Origin of the sequence: Actinoplanes sp. G11-F43, from assembly GCF_050589265.1 — a bacterium.
Lineage (GTDB): Bacteria > Actinomycetota > Actinomycetes > Mycobacteriales > Micromonosporaceae > Actinoplanes.
In genome coordinates, this window is the sequence record NZ_JBNZCE010000046.1 from 21,486 (window position 1) to 39,863 (window position 18,378).

An 18,378-nucleotide genomic window follows, 5' to 3' on the forward strand; every position below is an offset into this window, starting at 1 on the left:
GCGAAGCGCAACGAAGCGAAGCGCAACGAAGCGGCATTGGACGAAAGGGGCGGCCGTGAGTCGTACCGGAAAAGCTCTGTTGATCGTGGTCCCTCTGGCGGCCGGGGCAGCCGCCGTGGTCGCCGGACAGCGCGTGCCCACGCCCCGGGAACGACGCCGGCACGTGGTGACCGTGTTCCGGCCGCTGTCCGAGATGGAGGCGGCGCCACTGCCCGGATCACTGAACGAGATCGCCGACGACGTGGAGATCGCGCTGTCGGCCGCACCGGGCGGACGGGGCACCGAGATCGCGGTACGGATCCCGGACGGTTCCGCGGTGACCGCCGGACAGGTGCGCCGTGCACTGCGGGAGACCCGTTCGCTGGTGGAGGCCGGGGACGTGCTGCTGCCGTACGGGCCACCGACGACCGTCCCGACGCCGTTCAACCGGCCGTTGCGGACGGCGACCGAGCACGGCCGTGAGGGAGGACTGCTGTGAGAGCACTGCAATGGCGGGGCGTGAACAAGCTGGCCGTCGGCGAGGTCCCGGACCCGGAGCTGCGCAACCCCGGTGACATGATCGTCAAGGTCACCCGGACCGTCACCTGCGGCTCGGACCTGCACCTGCTCGGCGGGTACATCCCGTTCATGGAGAAGGGTGACGTGCTGGGCCACGAGTTCCTCGGCGAAGTGGTCGAGACCGGCCCGGACGTGAAGAATCACCGGATCGGCGACCGGGTCGTGGTGTCCTCGTTCATCGCCTGCGGCAACTGCTGGTACTGCGATCAGAAGCTGTTCTCGCTCTGCGACAACGGCAACACCAACCCGGCGATCACCGAGACGCTGTGGGGACACGCCCCGAGCGGCTGTTTCGGCTACTCGCACGCGATGGGCGGCAACGCCGGCAGTCACGCCGAGTACATCCGGGTGCCGTTCGCCGACGTCGGCGCGTTCGCCGTGCCGGACGCGGTCAGTGACGAGCGGGCCCTGTTCGCCTCGGATTCGGCGGCCACCGGCTGGATGGGCGCCGACCTGGGTGGGGTGAAGCCCGGGGACGTGGTCGCGGTGTGGGGCGCCGGCGCGGTCGGCCAGATGGCGGCGCGCGCGGCGATGCTGCTCGGCGCGGACCGGGTGGTCGTGGTGGACCGGATCGGTGAGCGGCTGCGGCAGGTGGAGAAGCACGTCGGTGCCGAGACCCTCGACTACGAGCGCACCGATGTGGCCGGGGAACTGCGCGAGCTCAGCGGCGGCCGGGGACCGGACGTGTGCATCGAGGCGGTCGGCATGGAGGCCCACTCCCCCGGCCCGCAGTTCGGCTACGACCAGCTCAAACAGCAGCTGCGGCTGCAGACCGACCGGCCCACCGCGGTCCGCGACGCGATCCACGCCTGCCGCAAGGGCGGGTCGGTGTTCGTCCTCGGCGTGTACGCCGGGTTCGTCGACAAGTTCCCGCTCGGCGCGCTGATGAACAAGGGCCTGACGGTGCGCGGCGCCCAGATGCACGGCCAGCGTTACATCCCGATGCTGCTGGACCGGATGGCCGCCGGTGAGCTGGTCACCGAGCATCTGGCCACCCACGTGATGCCGCTGGACCGGGCGCCGGAGGGGTACACGATGTTCAAAGAGAAGAAGGACGGCTGCGTCCGTGCCGTCTTCATCCCCTGAGACCGTCGGGGTCGAGGAGGAGTTCCTGCTCCTCGACCCCGGCACTCTGGTGAACCTGCCGGTCGCCGAGGCGGTCCGCAAGTCGCTGCCCGAGGATGTCCGGGAGCAGAGCCGGCCGGAGTTCCGGCAGAGCATGCTGGAGATGGTCACCCCGGTCTGCACCGGCCTGGACGAGGTCCGCGAGCAGTTGCTCCGGCTCCGCCGGGCGGCGGCCCGGGCCGCGGTGGAGAACGGTGCCCGGCTGGTCGCGGTGGGCGCCACCCCGGTCGCCGAGCCGGAACGGACCGTCCCGGACGATCCGCGGTTCCGGGCCATCCTCGACCACTACGGCCCGGTCGTCGACGATCCGGCGGTGTGCGGCTGCCACGTGCACGTCGGCGTGCCGGACCGGGAACTGGCCGTGCGGGTGTGCAATCACCTGCGGCCGTGGCTGCCGGTGGTGCAGGCGCTGACGGTGAACTCGCCGTTCCACGCCGGCCGGGACACCGGGCACGCCAGCTGGCGGGCGATGCAACTGGACCGGTGGCCGGCCCTCGGCCCGTCGCCCTGGTTCGCGTCGGCCGGTGACTTCGATCGTACGGTGGAACTGCTCGTCGCTTCGGGGGTGATGCTCGACGAGAGCCTGGTCCTCTGGCACGCCCGCCCGTCGGCCCGGTATCCCACCGTCGAGGTCCGGGTCGCCGACGTCTGCCCGTCGGTGGACGACGCGGTCCTGCTGGCCGGCCTGGTCCGGGCCCTGGTCGCCACCGCACTCGCCGACATCGCCGCCGGCCGGACCGGACCGGCGGTCTCCGATCTCGCCCTGCGTGCGGCCCATTGGAACGCCGCCCACCAGGGTCTGGACGGCACCCTGCTGGATCCGCGCGACGGCCGCGCCCGGCCGGCCTGGGACCTGGTGGACGAACTGGCCGACACGGTCACCGCCGCGCTGGTGGACTTCGGTGACCTGGCCGTGGTCCGGCGGCAGCTGGCCCGGATCCGGCGTGACGGCACCGGCGCGAACCGTCAGCGCCGGGCCTTCGCCCGCACCGGTGACCTGGGCTCGGCCCTGATCGCCGGTTGAGACTCAGATCCGGTACGCGGGCAGGATCGCCTCCACCGCCAGCCCGGCCGGGTTCAGCTGCCGGGCGTGCACCCGGCCGCCGAGTTCGGTCACCAGCTCCCGGACCACCCACAGGCCCAGACCGCAGTCGTCCGGTGGGGGTGAGTCGCGGCGGAGGGCGGCACGCAGGGCGGTGGTGGGCCCGCCCGGATCGGCGACGGCGAGGCGTACCCGGCGGCACCGAACCCGGGCGGTCAGCCGGGCCGGGCCGGGCGCGTGCCGGACCGCGTTGCCGACCAGGTTGATCAGGATCTGCTGGGTGTGCCGCGGATGCACCGGCCAGCGCAGCGCCACCCGGCTGGCGGTGACGGTGAGCGCGCCGGGCGGGGCGGTCACGGCGACCACCGGCAGGATCTCACCGAGCGGCACGGCTCCGGCCGGCGTGCCCGGCAGGCCGGACACCGTGTTCGCGGCCCGGCCCAGGAGCGCCTCGGCGTAGGCGACGTGCTCGGCCGCCAGCCGGGCGAGTTCGGTCCGGCGCGGTTCGGCCGGCCCCTGCTCCAGCGCCCTGAGCAGGCCGGCCAGGGTGGCCATCGGGGGCCGCAGCTCGTGACAGAGGCTGCGGATCAGGACTTCGGCGGGATCGGGCCGGCTGATCACCCGCATAACCCGCTCCGGGCCGGGCACCCGGCCGCCATGCACACCGGAATCAGAGTGGCCGTCATCGATGACCACGACCTGTTCGTACGCGGCCTGCAACTGCTGCTGCCCGAGGTCAGCGACGGCCGGGCCACCGTGGTGACGACCAGTGGGGACGCGGCGTACGCGGCGAGCGTGGTCCGGCACGCCGTACCCGATGTGGTCCTGGTGGATCTGCACATGCCGCCGCCGGGCGGGTTCCACGCGATCGAGGCGGTCCGCCGGGCCGTGCCGCGGGCCCGGATCCTGGCCATGTCCGGTGACGACGACCCGGCCGTCGCGGTCGAGGCGCTGCGCCGCGGCGCCGACGGTTTCCTGCCCAAGAGCAGCGACGCCGGCGACCTGCTGCAGCCCCTGCTGGCCGCGATCAGCGGCTGGGTGGTGATGCCGGACGGGCTGCTCGCCGCACTGCTGGAGACCGAGCGCCGGCATGCCGTCCAGCCGGTCCCGGCCCCGCTCAGCGACGAGGAGACGGCGCTGTTGCGGTCGATCGCGGCCGGCACGTCGACGCTGGACATCGCGGCGCGGCTACACGTCTCGGAGCGGACCGTCAAGCGGATGACCGCCGCGCTGTTGCGCAAGCTGCGGGTGGCCAGCCGGGCGGAGGCGGCGGCGCTGGCCGGGCGGGCCGGTCTGCTGTAGGTCGGCATGCCGGGCCGGATTCCCCGCCCGGCACCGCTCAACCGAGCAATCCGGCCAGCAGGAATCCGTTCAGGGTGATGATCAGCGCGGCCACCGCGGTCGCGGCCACCGTGGTGACCGGATGGTTGGCCTGGTCGCCGAGCAGGTCCCGGCGCCGGGTCAGCCAGATCAGCGGGACCAGCGCGAACGGCACCCCGAACGACAGCACCACCTGGGACCAGACCAGGGCGCCGGTCGGGTCGACGCCGGCCAGCAGGATCACCATCGCCGGGGCCATCGTGATCAGCCGCCGCAGCATGAGCGGGATCCGCCGGTTGATGAATCCCTGCATCACCACCTGCCCGGCGTAGGTGCCCACCCCGGAGGACGCGATCCCGGAGGCCAGCAGCGCGATCCCGAACGCCAGGGCGGCGCCGTCGTCGAGCACCGTCGCAAGTCCGCTGTGGATGCCCTCCAGGGTGTCGGTGCCGGCGATCCCCGATCCGAAGAAGAGCTGGGCCGCGATCACCAGCATCGCCAGGTTCACCAGCCCGGCCGCACCGAGCGCGATCAGGGTGTCGGCCCGCTGGTAGCGCAGGGCCTTCCGGCGCAGGACCGGGTCGGTGGCCGGGACGGCCCGGGTGGTGGTCAGCGACGAATGCAGATAGATGACGTGCGGCATCACGGTGGCGCCCAGGATGCCGGTGGCCAGCAGCAGACTGTCGTGGCCGTCGAACGAGGGGATCATCCCGCCGGCGAACGCCACCGGGTCACCGCCCGCGCGCAGGGTGGTGTAGAGGAAACCGATCAGGATCACGCCCAGCATGGCGCCGATCGCCGTCTCGAACCGGCGGACCCCACGCCGGTGCAGCTCCAGCAACGCGAACGCCACCACACAGGTGACCAGCCCACCCAGCGGCAGGGGCATGTCGAAGAGCAGGTAGAGGGCGAGGGCGCCGCCGACGATCTCGGCCAGGTCGGTGGCCATCGCCACCAGTTCGGCCTGCACCCACAGCCCGCGCGACACCGGACGGGGCAACTGCTCCCGGCACAGTTCGGGCAGATCCCGGCCGGTGACCAGGCCCAGTTTCGCGGACAGCGACTGGATCAGCATGGCCATCAGGTTGGCCGCCACGATCACCCAGACCAGCAGGTATCCCGAGGTGGCTCCGGCGGTGAAGTTGGTGGCGAAGTTACCCGGGTCGGCGTAGGCGATGGCGGCGACGAAAGCCGGGCCGAACCACGGCGCGACCCGGGCCACCCGGTTCTTCAGCGGCAGAGCGAGGTTGAGGACCACCATGCCGGGCGGCTTGCCCCGGCACCACGGCCCGGCCGGGCCTCGGCCGGCCTCATCAGGTCACCGCACCGGGTAGCCGCAACGGTGTACGACACCACCGCACCGAGAGGAGCACGTGATGTTCAAGCACGTCGACTACCTGCAGTTCCAGGCCAAGCCGGAGAAGCCGGACGCGGTGCTCGCGGCCAAGATGCAGGAGCTGGTCGGGGGCCAGTTCGGTGAGATGACCGTGATGATGCAGTACCTGTGGCAGGGCTGGTCGTGCCGCGTGCCCGGCAAGTACAAGGACATGATCATGGACATCGCGACCGAGGAGATCGGTCACGTCGAGATGCTCACCACCATGCTCGCCCGGCTGCTGGAGGCCGCGCCCAGCGAGGCCACCAACAAGGCGGTGGCGGCCAACCCGCTGCTCGGCGCGGTGATGGGCGGCATGAACTTCCAGCACGCCATCGTCACCGGTGGCGGCGCACTGCCCCGGGACGCCGCCGGGGTGCCGTGGAACGCCGGTTACATCATCGCCAGCGGCAACCTGCTCTCCGACTTCCGGTCCAACGTGGCCGCCGAGGCGCAGAGCCGGCTGATGACCAGCCGGGTCTACAACATGACCGACGACCGCGGGGTCAAGGAGATGCTCCAGTTCAACCTGGCCCGTGACACGTACCACCAGCAGCAGTGGCTGCTCGGCATCGAGCAGCTGATCCAGGACGGTTTCACCGAGACCGGCATCGAGGACTCCAACGCCGAGTTCGAGCACCCCGAGGCCAACCACACGTTCTACAGCTTCGACCCGGCCAGCCGGGCCGGTGAGGGCCGGTGGGCGAACGGGCCGACACTCAACGGCAAGGACGAGATCGTGTACGTGCCGGACGCCCAGCCGCTCACCGACGACCGTCCGCTCGGCCCGGCACCGGACCCGAACCTGTTCGTCACCTACGACGGCGCGATGGGCAAGGGCACACCGGGCACCGGGGCCGGAGCCACCGGTCAGGGTGTCGCCAACGTCGTCAACAAGATCAAGGACGCGATCGATTAGCCGTACGATCCGAGCCGGGCCCGGTGGCCCGGCTCGATCGGCTCACCTGCCCCTGCAACACGCTCGCCGCCCGGGTGGCCCGCTCGGCGGCGGCCCGGTGGGTGGCGGCGGTCGCGGTGTCACCGGCCTGCTCGGCCTGACCGGTCAGCTCGTCGAGGAGCATGACCTTCTCCTGGAGCGCGCTCACCGCGGTCCAGAGCGCCTCCTCCACGTTGTCGTCACGGACGGCGAGCAACGTGTGCGGCGAATACGAGTGGCCCACGTGGCAGACGTAGTGGGCGGCCCGGCCGGTACGCACCACGTACATGCCGCCGCTGCACTCCGGGCAGCCGAGCCCGGCGGCCTCCCCCCGGTCGGTGACGTCCGAGGTCCCGTACGCAAGCATGTCCGTCTCCCAGATCAGCGGTGTCGGCGGGCCGCTCCCGGCCGCCGTGGAGCGGCCCGCGATCGCCGCGACGGTGTCCCCGAGGCCGATTCCCGAGGCGATCACCGCATCCGGGACCACCTGGAGAGCGGCCGTCGGCATGCCCGGGAACCTGGCCTCCGCGGGATCCTGCACCAGGGCCGCCCCGCCGTCGGCGGCGATCGCGGCCAGACCCGCTGATCCGTCGTCCAGGCTGCCGGACAGCACCACACCGGCGACCCGTGGCCCGTACCACCGGGCGGCCGACCGGAACAGCGCGTCCACCGCCGGGCGCACCCGGTTCTGCCGCGGGCCGTCACTGAGCCGCAGGGTCTCGCCCTCGTCGACGAGCAGGTGCCGGTCCGGTACCGCCACGTGCACCCGGCCCGGTTCCAGCCGGGCGCCGTCGGCCGCGCTCGACACCGGCAGCGCGCACGCCGAGGCCAGCGAGTCGGCCAGGGTGGCCCGCGCGCCGGGCGCCACGTGCAGGACCACCAGCACCACGGCCGGCAGATCGGCCGGCAACCGCGCCAGTATCTGCCGCAACGGCTGGTGGGAGCCCGCGGAACCGCCGATCACGACCACATCGCGACGTGTCACAGCCGCCCGCCTCTCCTCTTCGGCGGGCCGGATTCCCGCCTGCGGGGCCGGTAAACGCCGGATCGGGCGACCGGTCGGTCAGGTGGCCGGAACGTCGGGTTCGATGGTGACGGCCAGGATCCGGTGCACCCCGCTGATGCGGAGCACCTGGTAGACGATGCAGGTAGCGTTGACCACCCGGAACGTCCGCCCCATCAGGTCGGCGGCCTTACGCCCGCGGATCAGGGCGCGGACCCGCCGGCAGCCAGGAACCGGACCTGCCGCAGGTCCACCACGACCTCGATCACGTCGAACTGACCAGCGGCGCTCTCCAACTGCCCGGCCAGGTCGTCGCTGGTGTCCTCGTCCAGTTCACCCGCGACCAGCAGCCGGTGCGTGCCCATCCCGTCGTCACTTCGGCTCACGGTGAGCGGGGTCAGCATTCCGTCCTCCTGGCAGGTCATCCGTCACATGATGACTACAGTGGAGTGACCTTCGGTGGGGCGGTCAAACGTCCTCCGGAGGCCGTTTCCGCGGCAATGTCGCCCAGACGACCTTTCCGCCGTGCGCCGGCAGGGTGCCCCACCGGTGGGCCATCGCCGCCACCAGCCGCAGCCCGGCCGGGCCCTCCGGATCACCGTCCGGCGGCGGCAACACCGGCACCTCGCCGCTGCCGTCCCGGACCGCCACGATCAGGTAGCGGCGGCCCAGCGACAGCCGCAGGTCGACCATCGTCCCGGCGTGCACGACCGCGTTGGTGACCAGCTCGCCGGCCACCACGCTGGCCGGGCCGATCAGATGCGGCAACTCCCACCGCAGGCAGCCCTCGGTGATCAGCGCACGGGCGTGCCGGGCGGCGCCCGGGGCCGGCAGGAGGACATCCTTGATGGTCGGTGTCTGCTGCCGCACCGGCGCGCTCAGCGCCTCCGGCACCGACCCGAACACCGCCAGCCGCCCATACCCCTGACCGATCATCTCGGCCAGCTCCGGGCCGGGACCGGCCAGCATCAGGGGAATGCCCGGCCACAGTGCGGCCTGCCGCGCCGCGGCCAGGAACACCGACAGGGCGGCAGTCTCGCGCACCACCGACGCGGACAGGTCCACGACGACCGCGTCGGGCTGCTCCACCAGGCATTTGAGCAGGGTGGTCCGGACCACCGGCGAGGACCCCATCGACAGCTCCCCCCGGACGCGCACCAGGACACGCGCCCCGACCGGCTCGACATCACACTCGATGGCAGACACCCCACCATTGTCGCTCGCCGGGACCAGCGGTGGGTGGTGACCGGGTCACCGCACCGGCAGGCCCGCCGTTTGACGCCGGACGGCGTGGGGAAGCCGGGCTCCCTCCAGAAAGGACAGAGACATGACAACACACCGCAATACCGTCGACACGACACGCAGCCCGGTCCGTACCGCAGCTCAGGTCGTCGCGGTTGTCTTCCTGCTCGTCGGGGTGGCCGGTTTCATCCCCGGGCTCACCACCGACTACGGCGACATGACCTTCGCGGGTCACCATTCGGAGGCACATCTGTTCGGCGTCTTCCAGGTGTCGATCCTGCACAACATCGTCCACCTGCTGTTCGGCGTCGCCGGGCTGGCGCTGGCCCGGACCGCGGACGGCGCCCGCGGCTACCTGATCGCCGGCGGCGTCATCTACCTGATCCTCTGGCTGTACGGCCTGGTCGTCGGGGAGGACAGCGCCGCCAACTTCGTGCCCCTCAACGGCGCCGACGACTGGCTGCACCTCGGGCTGGGCCTGGGGATGCTCGCCCTCGGGCTGGGCCTCACCCGCCGTACGGCGAACCCGCACGGCACCCCGTGACCCCACGGTGACGAATCCGAACGTGAACCCGGCCCGGGCGATCACGCCCGGTGCCGGGCGGGTGATCTGCGCGGACAGCGTCGGCGCCACCCTGCTGGCCATGGCGGTGCCGCCCGGCCGTCGCCGGGATGACGTCCTGGGCCGGGTTCCGGTCCTGGGCCGGCACGGCGCACTCCCCGCGAAGCTGCGCCGTGCCGCTCTCACCGCGGACACCGTCAAGGACGCACTGCCGGTGGCGACGGCCGCGCGGCTGGATGCGGAGGCGGTGGCCCTTTGGATCGCCGGCCACCACCGCGCCTCCTCGTACCCGGCGGTGTTCCTCGGCTCCCCGCACGGTGCGGCCGTGCATCTGGCCGTGGCCTGCGGCGCCGCCTGGCTGCCGACGTCGTTCACCGTCACCGTCCCGTGGCCGGGTGGATCCCCGGGCAACTGGCGGTCCGCGATGGCCTAGGGCAGCCGGCTGGCCGAGCGGATCATCGCCGGTAATCCGGGGGTGACCGTCCGGCAGGTGCACGATCCGGTGCTCCGCGCCGCGTTGTGCGGGAAGTCGGTGTCGCTGCAGGTCCGATGGCGGACGCTGCCCGGCGCGTACCGGCGATTCCTGAGTTCTCGCCTGCCACCGGGCAGTGTCGGTGTCCTGATACGTGACCTGCGGACCTGGCCGGTGCTGGACGGGCCGCCCGGCTACGGCTTCCAGATCGGGTCGCCGACCAGCGGTTGGGGACCGGCCGAGCACAGCGGCGACAACGACGCCTTCGCCCGGCTGCTGCACCGGATCGGCGGCGGCGACTGGTGCGATCCGGACACCGGCGTCACCCGGCGCTACGCCGAGACCAGCGGCGAACCCGGCCTCGAACCGGAGCTGCGAAGGATCCTCGCGGAGCACGGGTCGACCGGCCACCGGATGCTCTACACCGACCCGCACGCCTTCAGCGCCGCCGTCGCCGACCTGTACCGGGCGCTGCTGCCGTCGCGGGACGGCGACGCGCACGCCGTGGTGGGCACCGGCCGGATGACCGATCCGTGGCAGGCCCTCGACGCGGGCATGGTGCCGTACTGGTGCGAGTCGTCGTCGCGGGCCGCGGCCACCGCCGCGGAGCTGTGGCTTGCCGGCAGCCGCCCGTTCGACCGGATCAGTGTGCTGCCGGAACCGCCCGGGATCTCGCACGACAGGCTCGCCTCGCTGCCGCACTGGCGTTCGATCGCCGCGCTGGCCCGCCGCACCGGCACCGTGGACAGGCTGCTCGCCGGCCGGTACCCGGTGCTGCCGGCCGCGCCCGGGCACGCCACCGGCTTCCTCCGGCACGCCGCTGTGGCGTCCCATCGTCCGGAACTGATCCCCGGCGCCGAGGCGGTCCGGCATCTCGCCCGGCACGGCTCGCTGACCGGCCTGATGATCGCCTGACCCGTACGTGCCAATTCTCCATCCGCCGATGTCGTTTCCCGCGGCCCGCCGGGGGCAGAGAGTGGAATCGGGGTCAACCGCAGGGAGATGAGCATGTCGTCGAGAACACGGATCACCACGCCCGCAGGCGCCGGACCGCCGGAGTCGTCGCTGGAGAACCTGGACGTGATCGCCGAACGCTACGCACGGGCACGTGACGGCGCCGACAACCGACGGGCGAGCCGGTTACGCGACGAGATGATCGGTGCGGCGATGCCGATGGCCGACCGCCTGGCCCGCCGGTACCGCCACGGCCCGGAGCCGCTGGCCGACCTGGAGCAGGTGGCCCGTCTGGGCGCGGTGAAGGTGGTCGACCGGTACGCCCCGGAGCGGGGCTCGTTCACCGCGTACGCCGTCCTGACCATCCTGGGCGAACTCAAACGGCACCTGCGTGACCGCACCTGGGCCGTGCACGTGCCACGCCCGATGCAGGAGCAGTCGCGGGCGGTCACCCGGCACCAGAGCGACCTGGTCACCGAACTCGGCCGGCGGCCCACCGACGCGGAGACGGCACAGCGGACCGGCCTCACCACCGGCGACGTGGACCGGGCCCGGGTGATCGCGGCCGGATACCGTTCGCTCTCGCTGGACATGCCGGTCGGTGACGGGGACGCCTCGCTCGGCGACCTGTTCGGCCATGTGGACGCCGGGGTGGAGGGGATCGCCGACCGGATCACGGTCGACGGCCTGATCGCCGCCCTCCCGCAGCGGGAACGCCTGGTGGTGATCGCGACCTTCTACGGCGGCCGTTCCCAGGCCGACATCGCGGCGGAGATCGGCATCTCGCAGATGCAGGTCTCCCGCGTCCTGGGGCGCGCGGTGGCCTGGCTGCGCGAGGGCCTGCTGACCGACCGGACGCCACGCCGGCTGCCGTCGGCCGACCGGGACCAGGACCCCTTCGACATCTCGGTGACGACCTCGTCGGGCCGGGTGACCGAGGTCCGGGTCAGCGGGGAGGTGGACCGCGACAACGCCGGACGGCTGCGGACCGCCCTGCTGGAGGTGGTCTGCCGGCAGCCCGCCGGTCAGCGGGTGGTCCTTCGGCTGGGCGAGGTCCCGCTGCTGGACGCGGCCGGCATCCGGGTGCTGCTGGCGGTCTACGAGTCGGCGAAGGCCCGCGGTGTCACGGTGACCGCGGCCGGCCTCAACCCGACGGTGCGCCGGATCGCCGCGGTCAGTGGGCTCGGCCCGATGCTGGTGTCAGGCTGACCGTCTCGCCGCGTTCCAGGGCCCGGACCCCGGTCAGGGAACGATCCCGGCACTCGTCGAGGAAATCACCGAGCGGTGACTTCATCACCGCGTAGTCGTCGTAGTGGATCGGCAGTGTCAGGCGTGGCCGGATCAGCCCGGTCAGGTCGGCGCCCTGCCGGCCGTCCATGGTCAGCAGCAGGCCGAGCAGCCGCGTGCCGCCCAGATGGATCAGCATCGCGTCGATCTCGCCGCAGCGGTCCCGGATCTCTCCGAGACCCGGGCGGTACAGCGTGTCGCCGGTGACGTAGAGCCGTAGCCGCCGTTGGCCGTCCACCTCCCAGTCGATCAGCGACCCCATCACGTCCGGCAGCAGCCGGTCGGCGAACCCCGGACCGTGCCGGCCGGGCAGCGCGGTGACCCGCAGCAGCTGCCCGTCCCGGCGCCACTCCCGCGCGTCCCAGGTGGGCAGCCCGGTGACGGCACGCCCGCGGCGCCGCAGCCGCCGCTGCGCCTGCGGGGTGGTGACGATCGGCAGGTCCGGCGGCAGCGTCTGACGGGCCGCCCGGTCGAAATGGTCACCGTGCAGGTGGGAGAGAAGGACCAGATCAAGGGCGGGCATCTGCCGGTACGCCATCGCCGGGTCCTTGAGGCGTCGCGTCCAGGCGCCGTAGCCGAGGTGCACACGGCTGCCGGCCGCCCCGAACGCCGGGTCGGTGAGCAGGGTGAACACGCCCAGCCGCAGCAGGACGGTGGCGTTGCCGACGAAGGTGACGCCGGCGCCGGTGCTCATGCCGCCACCCGCGGGGACCGGTCCCTCACCAGCGGCGCCACCCAGACCAGCCCGAGCGCCACAGCCAGCAGGGCGGTCCGGGGCCCGGATCCGGCGGCCAGAAGCGCCACCAGCCACAGTACGAGGATCACCGTCCGCATCATCGAGTCCGTTCTCATGCCGACGGTGTTCCCACCGATTCCGGCCCGGTGGTGCCCGGCCGCGGCCCGCACGGGTCGTCCCGTGCTGTTTGACCGGGGCCCTCGCGGGCACCCGTCGGCCATGAGCGACAGACTTCTGGTGCGATCCGCGATCCTCGGCGCCGCGGCCGGCGCCCGCAGCATGACGCCGCTGGCCCGGCTGGCGATCCGCAAGCGCGGCTGGGTCCGGGTGGCGGCGGGCACTGCCGCGCTCGGTGAGATGGCCTTCGACAAGTCCCGGCGGGCACCGAGCCGGCTCTCCCCCGGCCCGCTGGCCGGCCGGGTCGTGCTGGGGGCCGCCGCCGGTGCGATGTTCGCCCGCCGTCGCGGTGTGGGCCTGGCCGGGCCGGCGATCGTCGCGGGGCTGGCCGCGGCCGGGGCCTCCTACGCCGGTGCCCGCTGGCGGTCCTTCGCCGAGGCGCACGACTTCGCGGTTCCCGGCGCGGTGGCCGAGGATGTGGCGGCGGTCGCGCTGGCGTGGGCGTCGGCGAGCGAATAGACCGGATTTTCGCGGGCATGCAGGCACACATGACGACAAACGACTTCGCCGTGGTCACCGGCGCCTCCAGTGGCATCGGCTACGAACTGGCCCGGCAGCTGGCCGGGAAGGGCCACGACCTGCTGATCATCGCCGAGGACGAGGGCATCGAGGAGGCCGCGACCGGTCTGCGCCGCGACGGCGTCAACCAGGTCGCGGCGGTGCACGCGGATCTGGCCGACTATGCCGGGGTGGAGCACGCCTGGACGGCGATCGCGGCGACCGGCCGGGACGTCGACGTGCTGGTGCTCAACGCCGGCCGTGGGATCGGCGGCGCGTTCGTCGGCGGCACCGACCTGGCCGACGAGCTGAACGTGATCGCGGTGAACGTGACCTCGACGGTGCATCTGGCCAAGCGGGTGCTGCCCGGGATGGTCGCGCGCGGCTCCGGCCGGGTGCTGGTCACCTCGTCGATCGCGTCGATGATGCCGGGCACCTACCAGGCCGTCTACAACGCGTCCAAGTCGTTCACCCAGTCGTTCGCCGAGGCGCTGCGGGCCGAGTTGGCGGACACCGGGGTGACGGTGACCGCGCTGATGCCCGGCCCCACCGACACCAATTTCTTCCACCGCGCCGAGATGGACGACACCCGGGTCGGCAGCAGCGACAAGGACGATCCGGCGCAGGTCGCCGAGCAGGGCATCCGGGCGCTGTTCAAGGGCGAGGAGAAGGTCCTGGCCGGTTCGCTCGGGACCCGGGCGCAGGCGGTGGCGAGCAAGGTGCTGCCGGACCGTGCGAAGGCCGCGATGCACAGCCGGATGGCCGAGCCCGGCTCGGGAAAGGACTGATCATGACGCTGAAGGCTCTGGTTCTGGGCTGTTCCCTGCGGAAGTCGCCCGCCCCGTCCAGCTCCGAACTGCTCGGCCGGGAGGTCCTGACCGCACTGGCCGACCATGACGTCGACGGTGAACTCGTCCGCGTGGTCGACCATGACGTGCGGTTCGGTGTCTCCACCGACGAGGGCGACGGCGACGCCTGGCCCCGGATCCGGGAGAAGATCCTGGCCGCGCACATCCTGGTGATCGCGGCGCCGATCTGGCTGGGTCAGCCGTCCAGCGTCTGCAAGATGGTCCTGGAGCGGCTGGACGCCGAACTGTCCGAGACCGACGGCCAGGGCCGGCCGTCGATGTACGGCAAGGTGGGCGTGGTCGCGGTGGTGGGCAACGAGGACGGTGCCCACCACGTCACCGCCGAGGTGCTCCAGGCCCTCAACGACGTCGGCTTCACCATTCCGGCGGCCGGCGGCACCTATTGGGTCGGCGAGGCCATGCAGGGTCTCGACTACCAGGACGCCGGCCCGAAACCGGACACCACGGGCAAGGCCACCGCGGCGCTGGCCGCCAACGCCGCCCATGTGGCCCGCCTGCTGGCCGGAACCCCTTATCCGGCCTGACCGGCCGGGATCGGGGCCGGGGCGGGGGCGTCCTTGACGACGACCGTGCGGCAGACCATGTCGGCGATCGTCTGCTTCCGCGCCACCACCAGCGGCAGCAGGTAGCCGAGGTAGCAGGTGGCGGTGTCGAGCAGGTGAGCCAGGTCGCGGACCGCGGCCCGGCCCGCCCCGATCGGCTGCCCGCTGTCGGCGCCGACCAGGCGCACCCCGAGGACCTTGCGGCCCCAGCTCTGTCCGGTGCGGCCGGCCAGGAACCAGCGGTTGTACGCGAACGGCACGATCGCCAGCACGGTGAGGCCGACCGCGATCAGGCTGTCCTCACCCGCTGTCAGACCGGCGATTCCGGCCGGAAGGAACACGAGCCCGTCGATGGTGTTGGTGACGACCCGAGTGAACCATCCCGCGTAATTCATCTTCATCTCCTCAGCTGTCGATCGGCTCTGGCCGACTGGATAAAGGTTCGCAATCGGGGCCGGTTCGTCGCGTCGGTCGATGGATGTGTTCACGGGGCCGTCGTGTCAACGATCGGATGATCGGAGAATGGCGGGATGCGTACGTCCCGCTTGTTCACCATGGTTCTGCTGCTGCAATCGCGGGGCACGGTGACCGCCGCCGAACTGGCCGCCGAGCTGGGTGTCTCGGAGCGGACCGTCTACCGCGACATCGGCGAGCTGAGCGCGGCGGGGGTGCCGGTCTACGCCGAGCAGGGCCGGCTCGGCGGGTACCGGCTGGTGGACGGCTACCGCACCCGGCTGTCCGGATTGAATCAGGCCGAGGCGGAGGCGCTGTTCCTGCTCGGGCTGGACGGTCCGGTGCGTGACATGGGCCTGAGCGATCTCTTGGACAGCGCCTCGCTGAAGGCGCTGCCGTCGCGGCTGCGGCGCACCCAGCGGTTCCATCTGGACGTGCCGGGCTGGTTCCACCACGGCGAACCACCGCCGATGCTGACCGATCTGGTCGGCGCGGTGTGGCAGGACCTGGTGGTGACGGTGCGCTACCAGCGCAGGGATGCCGAGGTGTCGCGCCTGATCCACCCGTACGGCGTCGTTTTGAAAGGGGGTGTCTGGTATCTGGTCGCGCGGGTTGACGGTGAGCCGCGCATCTATCGCGTTGACCGGATCCGGTCAGTCGAGACGGACGGTGAGCGGTTCGCCCGGGACGCGTCGTTCGATCTGGCGGCGGTGTGGGCGGAGCGGTCCGAGCGGTTCCAGCGGGAGCTGGCGACGGTCGAGGTGACGGTGCGGTTGAGCGCGGACGGGATGCGGGCGCTGCGGTTCGCGGTGGAGCCGCCCGCGGTGCAGGCCGCGGAGGCCACCGCGTCAACCCCTGACGATCAAGGGCGGATTGTCGTACGGCTGCCGCTCGAATCTCTGGAAGTCGCCTATGACCAGCTGCTTCGTCTGGGGCCGGAGGCCGAGGTGCTGTCGCCGGAGCCGTTGCGCGAGCGGATGCGGGCCGCCGCGCCACGACTCCACGAGCACTATCAGCGGTAGCCGGTGACGTCGGCCGGTTTCCCGGCGTCCTGCACTTCGACCACATAACGCCACGCGTCGGGCCGGCTGCCGTCGACATCGGTGAAGCCGTACACCTGGGCGAGCTGTCCACTCGACAGTGACTGGCCGTTCCAGCGTGACCGGTCCGGATCAGCGGCGAGCGCGGCCACCGCCCGGCCGACATAGGCGGGTGTCTCCGAGATGGCGAAGTGCGGCTCGGCCGTGCACGCGTCGCGCCAGTTGTCCTCGGTGACGCCGTAGTGCTCCAGCATCAACTCCGAGCGCAGCCAGCCGGGGGTCAGGGCGACAGCCGTTCCGCCGTACGGCGCAAGCTCCTTGGATTGTGCGAAAGCCATCCGCAGCACCGAGGATTTGGCCAGATCGTAGAAGAACGAGACCCGATAGTTGCCGGCGTTGTATTCGGCGGTGCCGTCGGTCATCTCGACGACCAGCCCACCCGGCGTGCGAATCAACAACGGCAACGCGAAATGGCTCGTCACGATGTGCGTGTCAATGGCGAGCCGGAGAATCCGCAGCCCTTTGTCCAGGTCGTGTTCCCACAGTTTGGCGTCCCAGCTGAACAGCAGCTCACCACCCCAGATGTCGTTGACGAGCACGTCGAGACGGCCGTGCTCGGTGTCGATCCGCTCGACCAGTGTCCGCACCTGATCAGCGTCCAGGTGGTCGGCCGGGACCGCGATGCCGACCCCACCGGCCGCGGTGACGAGCTCGGCGGTCTCCTCGATCGTCTCCGGCCGGTCCATCTCCGACCGTTTGTCCCGGGTGGTGCGCCCGGTCGCGTAGACGGTCGCGCCGCGCGCCCCGAGCTGCACGGCGACCTGCCGCCCGGCCCCACGTGTCGCCCCGGCCACCAGCGCGACCTTTCCTGCCAGATCCTTTTCCATGCGGACGACCCTGCCAGCAAAACCTGACGCGGATTGTCAGTCTTTCCCGACGTGCCCGGTCAGGCGGTGGTCACCCGGTAGATGGCGCCGGCGTGGTCGTCGCTGACGTACAGGGCGCCGTCCGGGCCCTGGACCGCCATCACCGGGCGGCCCCAGCGGGAGCCGTCCTCCAGCTGGAAGCCGGTCAGCACGGTCTGCTGCGGGCCGAGTGTGCCGTCCTTCCACGCGTAGAACGACACCTCCGGCGGGCGCGGCGGGTTGCGGTTCCACGAGCCGTGGATGCCGACCAGGGCGCCCGGCGACGGCAGCGTGACGAAGCTCAGGCCGAGCGGGGCCGAGTGCGCGCCCATCCCCTGCTCGGTCGGTGGCAGCGCGTCGCAGTCGAGTTTCGTGCCGTCCGGGTTGGTCTGCATGTCCCGCAGGAAGGGCCGGTCGCTGTAGCTGATCGTGGGCTCCAGCTGCGGGTCCGGGTTGCAGTAGGGCCAGCCCAGTTCGCGGCCCTCGGTCAGCCGGGCCAGCTGTTCCATCGGGTGGTCGTTGACGTACGACTGCTCGACGTCACCGTTCGGGTCGGCGACGTTGTCGCGATGGTTGACGGCCGTCCACACGTGACCGTCCGGGTCGACGGCGAGCCCGGTGCCGTTGCGGACGCCCCGCGCGTAGACGGACGGCTCGCCGCCACCCTTGGGTGCCCGCAGGATCGTCGCCCGCTCGGGGCTGGCCGCCCGGTCCTCGACCGAGATGTTGCCGGTCGAGCCGACCGACACGTAGATCGCGCCGTCGTCGCCGATCGCCACGCTCTTCAGCGCGTGTGAATACTTCCCGCGCAGGTCGGGGCTCTTGTCGTCGGGGAGATCGTCCACCACGACCTTGCGGTCCGAGACGACCCCATTGCGGTACGCGTACGCGTTGACCTGATCACTCTCGGCCACGTAGAGCGTGTCGCCGTCGAAGTCGAGCCCGTGCGGCTGGTTCAGCCCTTCGATCAGGGTCTGCTGCTGCCCGCCGGCGAGTGCCAGCACGTCGCCGAATTCGGGCCGTGACACCAGCAGCCGGTCGTCGGGCGTCCACGCGAGCAGCCGCGCGCTCGGCACCCGGGCCCAGACGCTGACCTTCCACCCGGCCGGAGCCTGCAACGTCCGCTCCTGATCGAACGGCGTCTCCCCGGTCGCCGCGATCACCGTCGGCGCCAGCCCGGCCGGCGGCGACACGACCGCGGCCTTCTCCTCGGGCGAGGCGCCGGCCTCGTCGGGTGCCGAACACCCGGCCAGGCCGACCAGAAGCAGAGCCGCCAAACCG

23 protein-coding genes are annotated in these 18,378 nt (G+C 71.9%); 13 read left to right on the forward strand and 10 right to left on the reverse strand.

Annotated features, from left to right (window positions below; all coding sequences use genetic code 11):
- Positions 1–55: 55 nt before the first annotated feature.
- From ACQ0O7_RS39415 to ACQ0O7_RS39425, 3 genes are read left to right on the forward strand one after another with little or no spacing between them, the layout of a single operon-like run.
- Positions 56–478: a hypothetical protein gene (locus ACQ0O7_RS39415; RefSeq protein ID WP_430790511.1), complete on the forward strand. Its 423-nt coding sequence runs from the start codon at positions 56–58 to the stop codon at positions 476–478.
- Positions 475–1,644, forward strand: coding sequence for a zinc-dependent alcohol dehydrogenase (locus tag ACQ0O7_RS39420; protein WP_430790513.1), 1,170 nt, complete (start codon positions 475–477; stop codon positions 1,642–1,644). The genes ACQ0O7_RS39415 and ACQ0O7_RS39420 overlap by 4 nt, the downstream gene beginning before the upstream one ends.
- On the forward strand, positions 1,625–2,707 hold the full coding sequence (locus ACQ0O7_RS39425) for a carboxylate-amine ligase (protein ID WP_430790515.1): 1,083 nt from the start codon (positions 1,625–1,627) through the stop codon (positions 2,705–2,707). The genes ACQ0O7_RS39420 and ACQ0O7_RS39425 overlap by 20 nt, the downstream gene beginning before the upstream one ends.
- 3 nt (positions 2,708–2,710) lie before the next feature.
- Here ACQ0O7_RS39425 and ACQ0O7_RS39430 read toward each other — a convergent pair whose 3' ends face one another.
- Positions 2,711–3,421 (reverse strand): sensor histidine kinase, encoded by a 711-nt coding sequence (locus ACQ0O7_RS39430; RefSeq protein WP_430790517.1) that lies wholly within the window; start codon positions 3,419–3,421, stop codon positions 2,711–2,713.
- Between ACQ0O7_RS39430 and ACQ0O7_RS39435 the strand changes: the two genes are divergently transcribed.
- Positions 3,401–4,027 (forward strand): response regulator, encoded by a 627-nt coding sequence (locus ACQ0O7_RS39435; protein ID WP_430790519.1) that lies wholly within the window; start codon positions 3,401–3,403, stop codon positions 4,025–4,027. The two genes, ACQ0O7_RS39430 and ACQ0O7_RS39435, sit on opposite strands and share 21 nt — an antisense overlap.
- Positions 4,028–4,064: 37 nt before the next feature.
- Here ACQ0O7_RS39435 and ACQ0O7_RS39440 read toward each other — a convergent pair whose 3' ends face one another.
- Entirely contained in the window at positions 4,065–5,306 is a 1,242-nt protein-coding gene (locus ACQ0O7_RS39440) for an Nramp family divalent metal transporter (RefSeq protein ID WP_430790521.1), read from the reverse strand.
- Between the two features lie 115 nt (positions 5,307–5,421).
- Between ACQ0O7_RS39440 and ACQ0O7_RS39445 the strand changes: the two genes are divergently transcribed.
- Entirely contained in the window at positions 5,422–6,339 is a 918-nt protein-coding gene (locus ACQ0O7_RS39445; RefSeq protein ID WP_430790523.1) for a manganese catalase family protein, read from the forward strand.
- On the opposite strand, the gene ACQ0O7_RS39450 is transcribed toward ACQ0O7_RS39445, so the two are convergent.
- From ACQ0O7_RS39450 to ACQ0O7_RS39460, 3 genes are all read right to left on the reverse strand, one after another.
- Positions 6,320–7,342: a chemotaxis protein CheB gene (locus ACQ0O7_RS39450; protein ID WP_430790525.1), complete on the reverse strand. Its 1,023-nt coding sequence runs from the start codon at positions 7,340–7,342 to the stop codon at positions 6,320–6,322. The two genes, ACQ0O7_RS39445 and ACQ0O7_RS39450, sit on opposite strands and share 20 nt — an antisense overlap.
- A 221-nt stretch (positions 7,343–7,563) precedes the next feature.
- Positions 7,564–7,785, reverse strand: a complete 222-nt coding sequence (locus ACQ0O7_RS39455) for a hypothetical protein (protein WP_430790527.1) — start codon at positions 7,783–7,785, stop codon at positions 7,564–7,566.
- 43 nt (positions 7,786–7,828) lie between these two features.
- Positions 7,829–8,566, reverse strand: a complete 738-nt coding sequence (locus tag ACQ0O7_RS39460) for an STAS domain-containing protein (RefSeq protein WP_430790529.1) — start codon at positions 8,564–8,566, stop codon at positions 7,829–7,831.
- 121 nt (positions 8,567–8,687) lie between these two features.
- Here ACQ0O7_RS39460 and ACQ0O7_RS39465 point away from each other — a divergent pair, with 121 nt between their 5' ends.
- The 4 genes from ACQ0O7_RS39465 to ACQ0O7_RS39480 all read left to right on the forward strand — a co-directional run bounded on the left by ACQ0O7_RS39465 (position 8,688) and on the right by ACQ0O7_RS39480 (position 11,799).
- Complete coding sequence (locus ACQ0O7_RS39465) at positions 8,688–9,146, forward strand: DUF4383 domain-containing protein (protein WP_430790531.1); 459 nt, start codon at positions 8,688–8,690, stop codon at positions 9,144–9,146.
- A 7-nt stretch (positions 9,147–9,153) separates the two neighbouring features.
- Positions 9,154–9,597 carry a hypothetical protein gene (locus ACQ0O7_RS39470; protein ID WP_430790533.1) on the forward strand — a complete coding sequence of 148 codons (444 nt, stop codon included), beginning with the start codon at positions 9,154–9,156 and terminating at the stop codon, positions 9,595–9,597.
- 42 nt (positions 9,598–9,639) lie between these two features.
- Complete coding sequence (locus tag ACQ0O7_RS39475; RefSeq protein ID WP_430790535.1) at positions 9,640–10,551, forward strand: hypothetical protein; 912 nt, start codon at positions 9,640–9,642, stop codon at positions 10,549–10,551.
- 93 nt (positions 10,552–10,644) lie between these two features.
- The gene (locus ACQ0O7_RS39480) at positions 10,645–11,799 is read left to right on the forward strand and encodes a sigma-70 family RNA polymerase sigma factor (RefSeq protein WP_430790537.1); all 1,155 of its coding nucleotides are present in this window, start codon (positions 10,645–10,647) and stop codon (positions 11,797–11,799) included.
- On the opposite strand, the gene ACQ0O7_RS39485 is transcribed toward ACQ0O7_RS39480, so the two are convergent.
- Positions 11,765–12,571, reverse strand: coding sequence for an MBL fold metallo-hydrolase (locus tag ACQ0O7_RS39485; protein WP_430790539.1), 807 nt, complete (start codon positions 12,569–12,571; stop codon positions 11,765–11,767). The two genes, ACQ0O7_RS39480 and ACQ0O7_RS39485, sit on opposite strands and share 35 nt — an antisense overlap.
- Entirely contained in the window at positions 12,568–12,702 is a 135-nt protein-coding gene (locus ACQ0O7_RS39490) for a hypothetical protein (RefSeq protein WP_430790541.1), read from the reverse strand. The genes ACQ0O7_RS39485 and ACQ0O7_RS39490 overlap by 4 nt, the downstream gene beginning before the upstream one ends.
- A 130-nt stretch (positions 12,703–12,832) precedes the next feature.
- Here ACQ0O7_RS39490 and ACQ0O7_RS39495 point away from each other — a divergent pair, with 130 nt between their 5' ends.
- The 3 genes from ACQ0O7_RS39495 to ACQ0O7_RS39505 are packed head-to-tail and all read left to right on the forward strand — an operon-like array spanning position 12,833 to position 14,681.
- Positions 12,833–13,249: a hypothetical protein gene (locus ACQ0O7_RS39495; RefSeq protein WP_430790543.1), complete on the forward strand. Its 417-nt coding sequence runs from the start codon at positions 12,833–12,835 to the stop codon at positions 13,247–13,249.
- A gap of 29 nt (positions 13,250–13,278) precedes the next feature.
- Positions 13,279–14,076 carry an SDR family NAD(P)-dependent oxidoreductase gene (locus ACQ0O7_RS39500; protein WP_430790545.1) on the forward strand — a complete coding sequence of 266 codons (798 nt, stop codon included), beginning with the start codon at positions 13,279–13,281 and terminating at the stop codon, positions 14,074–14,076.
- Between the two features lie 2 nt (positions 14,077–14,078).
- Positions 14,079–14,681, forward strand: coding sequence for a flavodoxin family protein (locus tag ACQ0O7_RS39505; RefSeq protein WP_430790547.1), 603 nt, complete (start codon positions 14,079–14,081; stop codon positions 14,679–14,681).
- On the opposite strand, the gene ACQ0O7_RS39510 is transcribed toward ACQ0O7_RS39505, so the two are convergent.
- Positions 14,669–15,094, reverse strand: coding sequence for an RDD family protein (locus tag ACQ0O7_RS39510; RefSeq protein ID WP_430790549.1), 426 nt, complete (start codon positions 15,092–15,094; stop codon positions 14,669–14,671). The genes ACQ0O7_RS39505 and ACQ0O7_RS39510 overlap by 13 nt on opposite strands.
- Before the next feature lie 135 nt (positions 15,095–15,229).
- On the opposite strand from ACQ0O7_RS39510, the gene ACQ0O7_RS39515 reads away from it, so the two are divergent.
- Positions 15,230–16,174, forward strand: a complete 945-nt coding sequence (locus ACQ0O7_RS39515) for a helix-turn-helix transcriptional regulator (RefSeq protein WP_430790551.1) — start codon at positions 15,230–15,232, stop codon at positions 16,172–16,174.
- On the opposite strand, the gene ACQ0O7_RS39520 is transcribed toward ACQ0O7_RS39515, so the two are convergent.
- Positions 16,165–17,079, reverse strand: a complete 915-nt coding sequence (locus ACQ0O7_RS39520) for an SDR family oxidoreductase (RefSeq protein WP_430790553.1) — start codon at positions 17,077–17,079, stop codon at positions 16,165–16,167. The genes ACQ0O7_RS39515 and ACQ0O7_RS39520 overlap by 10 nt on opposite strands.
- Positions 17,080–17,138: 59 nt before the next feature.
- Positions 17,139–18,374: a PQQ-dependent sugar dehydrogenase gene (locus ACQ0O7_RS39525; RefSeq protein ID WP_430790555.1), complete on the reverse strand. Its 1,236-nt coding sequence runs from the start codon at positions 18,372–18,374 to the stop codon at positions 17,139–17,141.
- Between the last annotated feature and the right edge of the window lie 4 nt (positions 18,375–18,378).